Source organism: Streptomyces cellostaticus, assembly GCF_023630175.1.
Classification (GTDB): domain Bacteria; phylum Actinomycetota; class Actinomycetes; order Streptomycetales; family Streptomycetaceae; genus Streptomyces; species Streptomyces cellostaticus_A.
In genome coordinates this window covers 1-6,897 of the sequence record NZ_JALLIN010000089.1, presented here as the reverse complement: position 1 = coordinate 6,897, position 6,897 = coordinate 1, and the positions used below count along the sequence as shown (strand labels likewise).

The 6,897-nt window shown below is 64.3% G+C and carries 7 protein-coding genes and 1 pseudogene; 2 read left to right on the top strand and 6 right to left on the bottom strand.

Going from position 1 to position 6,897, the window contains the following annotated elements:
• A partial coding sequence (locus MXD57_RS30855) for a transposase (RefSeq protein WP_250405508.1) occupies positions 1-571 on the top strand: 571 nt, incomplete at its 5' end.
• A 272-nt stretch (positions 572-843) separates the two neighbouring features.
• On the opposite strand, the gene MXD57_RS32115 is transcribed toward MXD57_RS30855, so the two are convergent.
• The 5 genes and pseudogenes from MXD57_RS32115 to MXD57_RS30835 form a co-directional block, all read right to left on the bottom strand.
• Positions 844-1,431, bottom strand: a complete 588-nt coding sequence (locus MXD57_RS32115; protein ID WP_374114766.1) for a D-glycero-alpha-D-manno-heptose-1,7-bisphosphate 7-phosphatase — start codon at positions 1,429-1,431, stop codon at positions 844-846.
• Positions 1,431-2,450, bottom strand: coding sequence for a nucleoside-diphosphate kinase (locus MXD57_RS30850; protein ID WP_250405506.1), 1,020 nt, complete (start codon positions 2,448-2,450; stop codon positions 1,431-1,433). Before MXD57_RS30850 ends, MXD57_RS32115 begins: the two co-directional genes overlap by 1 nt.
• A gap of 7 nt (positions 2,451-2,457) precedes the next feature.
• Positions 2,458-3,843: a phosphoglucosamine mutase gene (locus tag MXD57_RS30845; protein WP_250405504.1), complete on the bottom strand. Its 1,386-nt coding sequence runs from the start codon at positions 3,841-3,843 to the stop codon at positions 2,458-2,460.
• 321 nt (positions 3,844-4,164) lie between these two features.
• Positions 4,165-4,329 (bottom strand): annotated as a pseudogene (locus MXD57_RS30840) (IS630 family transposase); the annotation flags it as partial.
• Complete coding sequence (locus tag MXD57_RS30835; RefSeq protein WP_250405512.1) at positions 4,329-4,775, bottom strand: hypothetical protein; 447 nt, start codon at positions 4,773-4,775, stop codon at positions 4,329-4,331. The pseudogene MXD57_RS30840 and the gene MXD57_RS30835, both read right to left, overlap by 1 nt.
• Between MXD57_RS30835 and MXD57_RS30830 the strand changes: the two genes are divergently transcribed.
• On the top strand, positions 4,657-6,015 hold the full coding sequence (locus MXD57_RS30830; protein WP_284506343.1) for a helicase associated domain-containing protein: 1,359 nt from the start codon (positions 4,657-4,659) through the stop codon (positions 6,013-6,015). The two genes, MXD57_RS30835 and MXD57_RS30830, sit on opposite strands and share 119 nt — an antisense overlap.
• 129 nt (positions 6,016-6,144) lie before the next feature.
• On the opposite strand, the gene MXD57_RS30825 is transcribed toward MXD57_RS30830, so the two are convergent.
• Positions 6,145-6,816: a hypothetical protein gene (locus MXD57_RS30825; RefSeq protein ID WP_250405502.1), complete on the bottom strand. Its 672-nt coding sequence runs from the start codon at positions 6,814-6,816 to the stop codon at positions 6,145-6,147.
• Between the last annotated feature and the right edge of the window lie 81 nt (positions 6,817-6,897).

The window sequence follows — 6,897 nt, the reverse complement described above, 5'->3', positions numbered from 1 at the left end:
CCTGCGTCCAGGGACGCCCCCGGCAGAAGCCGACAAGCCGTCACATCCCGTTCTCAGCAGGCGAACCGCCCACCTCGGCACTTCTCAAAGACCCTGGTTGCCGGACGGCTCGTATCTCACCGAGATCTTCGACCGGAGCGACATCCACCACACCCGTCGTGGAGTGCCGGTACGTGCGGTGGAGTACACCATCGCCGGCCATGAGGGTGTCTACCGGCTCGTCACCACGATCCTCGACCCGGGCAAGGCCCCGGCAGCGGAACTGGCCGAACTCTACGCCCAGCGATGGGAGTTCGAGTCCACCCTGGACGAAATCAAGACCCACCTCGGCGGGTCGCACCTGGTACTGCGTTCGCAGCACCCCGACGGGGCCGAGCAGGAACTCTACGGCTTCCTGCTCGTCCACCACGCCATCCGGCACCTGATGCACCAGGCCGCACGACAAGCCGACCGGGACCCCGACCGGATCTCTTTCACCCGCTCACTGCGGGTTGTGCGCCGCCAGGTCACCGACCAGGCGGCGTTTTCCCCCCGGCAGACTCGCCCGCGCGGTCAAAGCCACCCACGCTGAACTCCTCGAACGCCTCCTGCCACGGCGACGCCGCCGAGCCAACCTCCGCGTCATCAAACGCAAAGTCGCCAGCTGGCCCCTCAAACGCGCCGCCCACCGCGTTACAGACCACCCGCGCGTCCCGGCCGTCACCATCATTGGCGCCACCAAAACCAAACGGGTCAAACGCATACCAAAGCCCTAAGTTACCGGTATTGAGGTTAGGAGAGAACACGGCGTGCTGTAAGCGTTCAGGGCGTGTGCGTCGAGGCTGAGGGTTTCATGGCACGCGGTCACGGCCGGCGGCCGGTAGTCGGGTCGCCCGGGGTGAGATTCGCCCGGGCGACCCGACTACCAGCCTCTTCCCGCTCGTACAACAATGCGGTCACTGCCGCGGCTAGGTCTGAGAAAGAGGTGACTGATCTAGCAAGTGTGCTGTCACGACCTGTTCGGACGTGGTAAAAACGCATACCTGCTGCGTGAGCGGCTTGTTGATCGGTATGGTGGTCGCCAACGAAAACAAGGTCGGTGACAGGCAAACCGAGATGACCTGCAGCACGGTGCAGCAGAGTGGGCTGCGGTTTGCGACAAGCACACTGATCGCGCGGCACGTGTGGACAGTAGAAGATCGGCCAAACGGCGCCGACATCACGTTGCAGCATGGAGTGTATTTCCATGAGGACCGAGGTTGTGAGAATTCCCCTACCAACGGCCGATTGATTAGTGACGATTGCCACTGGTATTCGTGCTGCCGCGAGGAGACGGCACGCGGAAAGGGCTCCTGGCAACCATCGAAAGTCAGCTGGATCAGTCACATATCCCGAAACCGGAGGATCATTTAACACCCCATCTCGGTCCAGAAGTACGCCGCTGACAGTCACTACTGACACCGGCGCCCTTCGCCAGCAAGCCAGCGTTCCCGACCTGACTCGCTAATGATGCAGCGTACGCCTGGAAAATCATGCTGGATGTACTGCGTGGCCACCAGAATCGCGTCCCATCCGGCTGGGTTACTGCCGGCCTTTTTGAGGTCGTCAGACCAGGTTCGCCAGTCGAGTTTCCTGTCGCTTTCGGCAGCTATAGAGAGCGCTTGGTCCGCACGGCGGGCGGCCTTAACGCCCGACTTACGGACAAGTGCTAGCTCCGTGCGAACGCGTCGTACCGCAGCAGCCACGTCAAAGGGGTACGAGGGGAACTGACTACACAGGTTCGATAGTGTAGCTGCCACATCATCACCGACTTGGCTCGACAATGCGGTGCTGATACGGCGGTAGATGCCCTGCAGTTGCCCGGGGTCGAACAAGATGCCAAGTTCTCGCACGATATCCGCTGGCTCGTCCGAACAGTGCACGAATACGATCATGCGATTCAGCGCATCAAGGTGCGACCGCAGGTGCTCTGGTCGGCGCTCCCACGGCAGGGAGGAACCCTTAAGACCAGCAAGTCGGACCGATCCGGGTAGACCAGTGTCGTCACGCTCGTCGACGAATAGGACCATGAGTGCGTCCGCCGCCGTGTGTAGCAGGTCGCCGAGCTGCAGACGGTCGAGTGTGGCGATGTTCCATTGGTAACGCCAGATTTCCCGAGTCCGGTGCCGGTCGTAGCGGAACGGCTGCGCGACTATGGGTTTAAAACCGTTGCGAGCCATATAATCCAGGACTGTCTCACCCTTGCGACCCAGAATGCATTCTGGCTTCAGAACAAGCATTGCGAGACGCTGTAGAGATTCCAGAACCCCTGCCCCAAGTTCAAGCGAGGCGGTTTCCCAGCTTTCTCGGAAATAACTCTCAATACTAAAGTAACGATACTTCTGTTCGACTGCCGTTAGCGCCTGCCAATCGCCGGTATGCTCAAGATAACCGAGGCCCCGCTCGCCGGGCAGCGTGTGTATTTTGGCCATTGACGTATTAGCCCTGGGATTCACGATAAATGCGGGTATGTAGATCTGACACGATGCGTGCTGTGACCGATTTGACGATCTCATCGTCCGACCCTTCGCACATCACGCGAACAACGTTCTCGATAGTCGACAGACGCACAGTCAGTCGTCCGTCGACGCGTGCAACCTTCTCTCGCTCCTCCGTTATGAGTTGGTTCAAACCTGTTGCCCGGTTAAGGAACTGTCGATCCGGCACCGGTATGTTGACGAGCTGTTGCGGCTGCCGGCACCAGACGCTAGTCAACTCGTGAAGCTTCTTCCCGCTGCGATGCATGATCTCAAGTAGCAATAGGCCGGACAGAATGCCGTCTCCTGTCGTCGCCCGCGCCAGGCTGATCACATGCCCGTTCTGTTCTCCGCCAAGCGCGTACCCTTCCGCAAGCATCGTGCGCAGGACCGGGCGGTCCCCGATGGGCGCCTCAATTACCTCAATCCCCCGTTCTGCAAGCGAAGTGCGCAGACCACCATTGGTCATTGGGGTGGTGACCAATCCGTTACAGGGCAACTGACCCTGTTCATGGGCGTCAACAGCGAAGATCGCCAAAAGATCGGCACCATCTACGATGTTCCCCAATTCGTCCACGGCAATCAGTCGGTCTGCGTCACCATCGTGCGAGAGGCCGATAGAGCTGATGTCGTTTGTGAGTGATTTCCGAAGATACTCAGGATTGGTCGCGCCGACGCCGCAGTTGATCTGATTTCCGCTGATGTCGCCAGCGATTTCAATCACTGTAGCGCCAGCCTGCCTGTACGCTGCAGGTGCGACAACGGCTGACGCGCCGTTCGCGCAATCCACCGTGATAGACATACCGTTGAGATCAGGAATTCCAGTTAGGAGATGGCTGATGTAGATCTCGCCAGCAATTCGACTATGATCTCGAATTCGACCAACTGATCGCCCTTGCAGGGGGGGCTGCGGCGCTGCGCCTTCGCGCACTAGCCCCTCGATTAGTCTCTCGTCAGCTTCGCTGTACTTGTATCCAGCGTGATCGAACAGCTTCAACCCGTTGTCCTCCAGCGGGTTGTGTGAAGCAGTAATAACCGCACCAGCGACTGCTCCGAAATGCTTGGTCAGATGGGCGACGGCGGCGGTAGGCAGGATACCGACCGTGATTGCGTCGGTCCCAGTACTACATAGGCCAGCGAGGAACGCTGCCTCGAGGAGGTCGCTGGAAGGCCGAGGATCTCGTCCAACTACCACCCGACGCGTGGTCGATGTCTCACCGGACAGGTGGACACCGAGTGCCCGCCCGAGGGCAGTCATCAGTTCGGGGGTCAGTACCGCATTGGCTACAGCACGCACCCCGTCGGTGCCGAACAAACGTGACATGTGTGCCTTCCTGACGGTGGTCACGCAAAGAACAGTGTGTGCATCACCGCTCCCCACGAGGCCAAAGCAAGCCGCTCTCGGAGTTTAGTGGCCATTGGTCATCCGAAGGCTGGCGTAGTGATCAACTGAGGGTGCCATGGTTAGGCGGACGAAATCAACGGTCGAGCTAGATAGCTCAGTTGGAGCGGGGTTTGGTGGCTGACCTGCGCGGCAGTTTGCCCGTCATGTCCTCGGGTTGCTCGAGGCGGCCCGTCGCGTGACGCCGCGGGTGCGCTGGGGTCCACGGGCCCGGAGTGCTGGCGGCTTTCTCCTTCCCGGTCCTACTCGTGATGTCGTGCTGTTTGGTCAGGCGGGTCTGAGGGTGAGGCCGGTCTCGGCGAGGCAGCCGTCTATGAGATGGGTGCGGTACTGGATGTGCCGTAAGCCGCGTCGGATGCGCTGGACGAGGGGTTCGGGAGCGTTGAAGGCGACGTTGGAGAGCCAGCTGCGTCGCAGGAGTGACCAGACCCCTACCCGGGCGCGAGGCCGGGGTCGGTCTTGGCCAGCAGGCGCAGGGTGTGCGGGAGTTCGCGGGCGAAGCGGCGGGCGTCGGAGACCAGATGGAAGTAGACCAGCACCTTCTTCAGGTTGTGCTCGGTCATGGTGCGCAGGACGGCCAGGTGCAGGGCGGTGGTGCGCAGCGCACCGTCGTCTGTCGCCTCCCGGGCGGCGGTGCCCGTGGGCGTGGTGCCGGGGGCGGGCAGGTTCAGGCGGCGTCGCAGGTCGGTGTCGGTGAGGGTGGGCACTACGATCCGGTAATCCGCAGCCCGGCCGTCGGCGACCGCCTGCGATCCGGAGCTGTTCTTCGCGCACGGCGAGCACACCCCCGCCCAGCGCGCCGGCATCTTCGCTTCCTTCGCCGCCGCCGACACCGCGATCCTCGCGAACTCGAAGCTGATCGCCGAAGGCGTTGACATCCCCTCCGTCGACGCGATCGTCTTCGCCGACCCCACCCGCAGCGTCATCCGCTGCGTCCAGGCCCTCGGCCGCGCCCTGCGCCTGGACGTCTCCGGCAAGACCGCCTCCCTGATCGTTCCCGTCTACATCCCGCCGGACACGGACGGCGAGAACATTTTGGGCAGCGCGTATGAGCCGGTGTGGGCGATCGCCTGCGCGCTGGCCAGCCACGACCACCGCATCCTCGAGCGCCTCCCCGACAAGGCCAACCGTCTCCCACGCGAGACCAGTGATGTCATCGCGCGGCGCTGGCACTTCGACTTCACCGTTCACCCCGAGCGCATCGCCCAGGCGATGGACCTGGTCTCCTTCGACCCCCGCGACCCGGCTGTCTCCCGCTCCCGCCGCCTCGGGCTCGCCGCCGCCCGTTCCTACCGCGACGAGCACGGCCACCTCGACGTGCCCGCCGACTACACCGACCCCACCGGCTACCGGCTCGGCACCTTCATCACCACCATGCGCGACGCCCGGACAGCCGGCCGCCTCGAGACCGACTGGACGGCCGAGCTCGACGCGCTCGGCATGATCTGGGACAAGCACGACGCCGCCTGGCGCGCCCGCCTCGCCGCAGCCGCCGACTACCACCGCGCCCACGGTCACCTCGCCGCCCCCGCCACTACCCCCGTCGGGGCCTGGCTCGCCGAACAACGCCACCTCGCCACCAAGAACGAACTCCACCCCGCCCGGGCGGAGGCCCTCACCGCCCTCGCTCCCGACTGGCGCCTGCCCCACGGTGCGGACTGGCACCGCAAATACCACCTGCTGCGCGCCCACCTCGCGACCGGCGCTGACCCTGGCACCCTCACCCGCGACACCCTCCTGGCCGGGGTGAAGATCGGCTCCTGGCTGCAACGCCAGCTCACCACCTGGCCCACCCTCACCCCCGGCCAGCAACAGCTGATGACCGCCCTCGGCCTCACCCCCGACACCAACCCCCTCGCCCCCGCACGCCGTACCCGCCGCACCTTCGAGGAGACCGTCCAGCTCCTGGAGCTCTTCCTGCACCGCGAAGGCCGCACCCCGGCCGCCCGCGAGACGATCCGCGTCGACGGCGACACCGTCAAGATCGGCGCCTGGCTCGCCAAAGCCCGCACCAAGCATCGTGCCAGACAGCTCCCCGAGACCCACGTACGCCTGGTGGCCGCCCTGTTCGAGGGGGACTGGACGGCCGAGGACGCCGTTCCGGCCGTCCTGGTGTAGGCCCCGCCCCGGCTGGTGCTGCCGCAGGGGACGAGACGCGCTGAGACGAGCGCCTGCAAGCCATCGGGCCCGGCCCTCCTGCCGGAGGGCCGGGCCCATGATGTGATTGGTGGTCGCGAGCAGTTCCTGTCAGAGCAGGCGTGTGATGTGCTGCTCCCACCGGTGCAGCCAGTCGCTGTGACCGTCCTCGCCGGGGGCAGGGACGTTCTGCAGTGCCTCTGGCAGGGTGATCTCCTCCGGCGCGCACGTGCCGTCGTCGAAGTAGCACGCCCATACGGCCTCGCGGGCGGCATTGATGACGACGGCACCCACGGCGCCGTCCTCGGTGAGGGCGCCTTCGTCCACGGCGGTGCGCCCGGTCTCGATCGCCTTGCTGCTGCTGCGGAGCACCTGGACGGCCACGCCGTGCGGACGGTGCTTGCCGGTCAGGAGGTAGAGCGCCCAGTAGGTGCCGACTGCCTCCGGCCACCGCTTGCGGGCGGCCTGACGGCTGATCCCTGCGGCTTCACCGAGGTCCGCGTAGGTAGCGGCAGCCCGGCCCGCCCGGGTGGCAGCGTCGGCAGCCAACTGCTTCGCCGCGTTGCCGACTTCCGTGGCGACCTCCAAGTACGTCAGGTGCATCGCCTTGGCGGCCGCGGAGGTCGGGGCCAGCGCGTTCGGGGTGGCGGGGCCCTCCTGCTCGCTGAAGCCCAGGAAGCTCATGCGCCTCTTCGTCTCACGCCACACCAGGTCACGCACCTGCGCCTGGAAAGCGACCCGTTCCTCGATGGCCTCGCTGTCGAGGTCCCACATATCAACCACTCGACAACTATAGATCACGTAGCCGCGTAGCGACAACTAAAGTTTCAAAAGATCGGTTTCGCTTTCCGTGGGTATGTAGAC

Coding starts and splice junctions, on each gene's coding strand:
- MXD57_RS30850 (WP_250405506.1), bottom strand. CDS start 2,450: ATGGCCAAAATACACACGCTGCCCGGCGAGCGGGGCCTCGGTTATCTT.
- MXD57_RS30835 (WP_250405512.1), bottom strand. CDS start 4,775: ATGTCAACGCCTTCGGCGATCAGCTTCGAGTTCGCGAGGATCGCGGTG.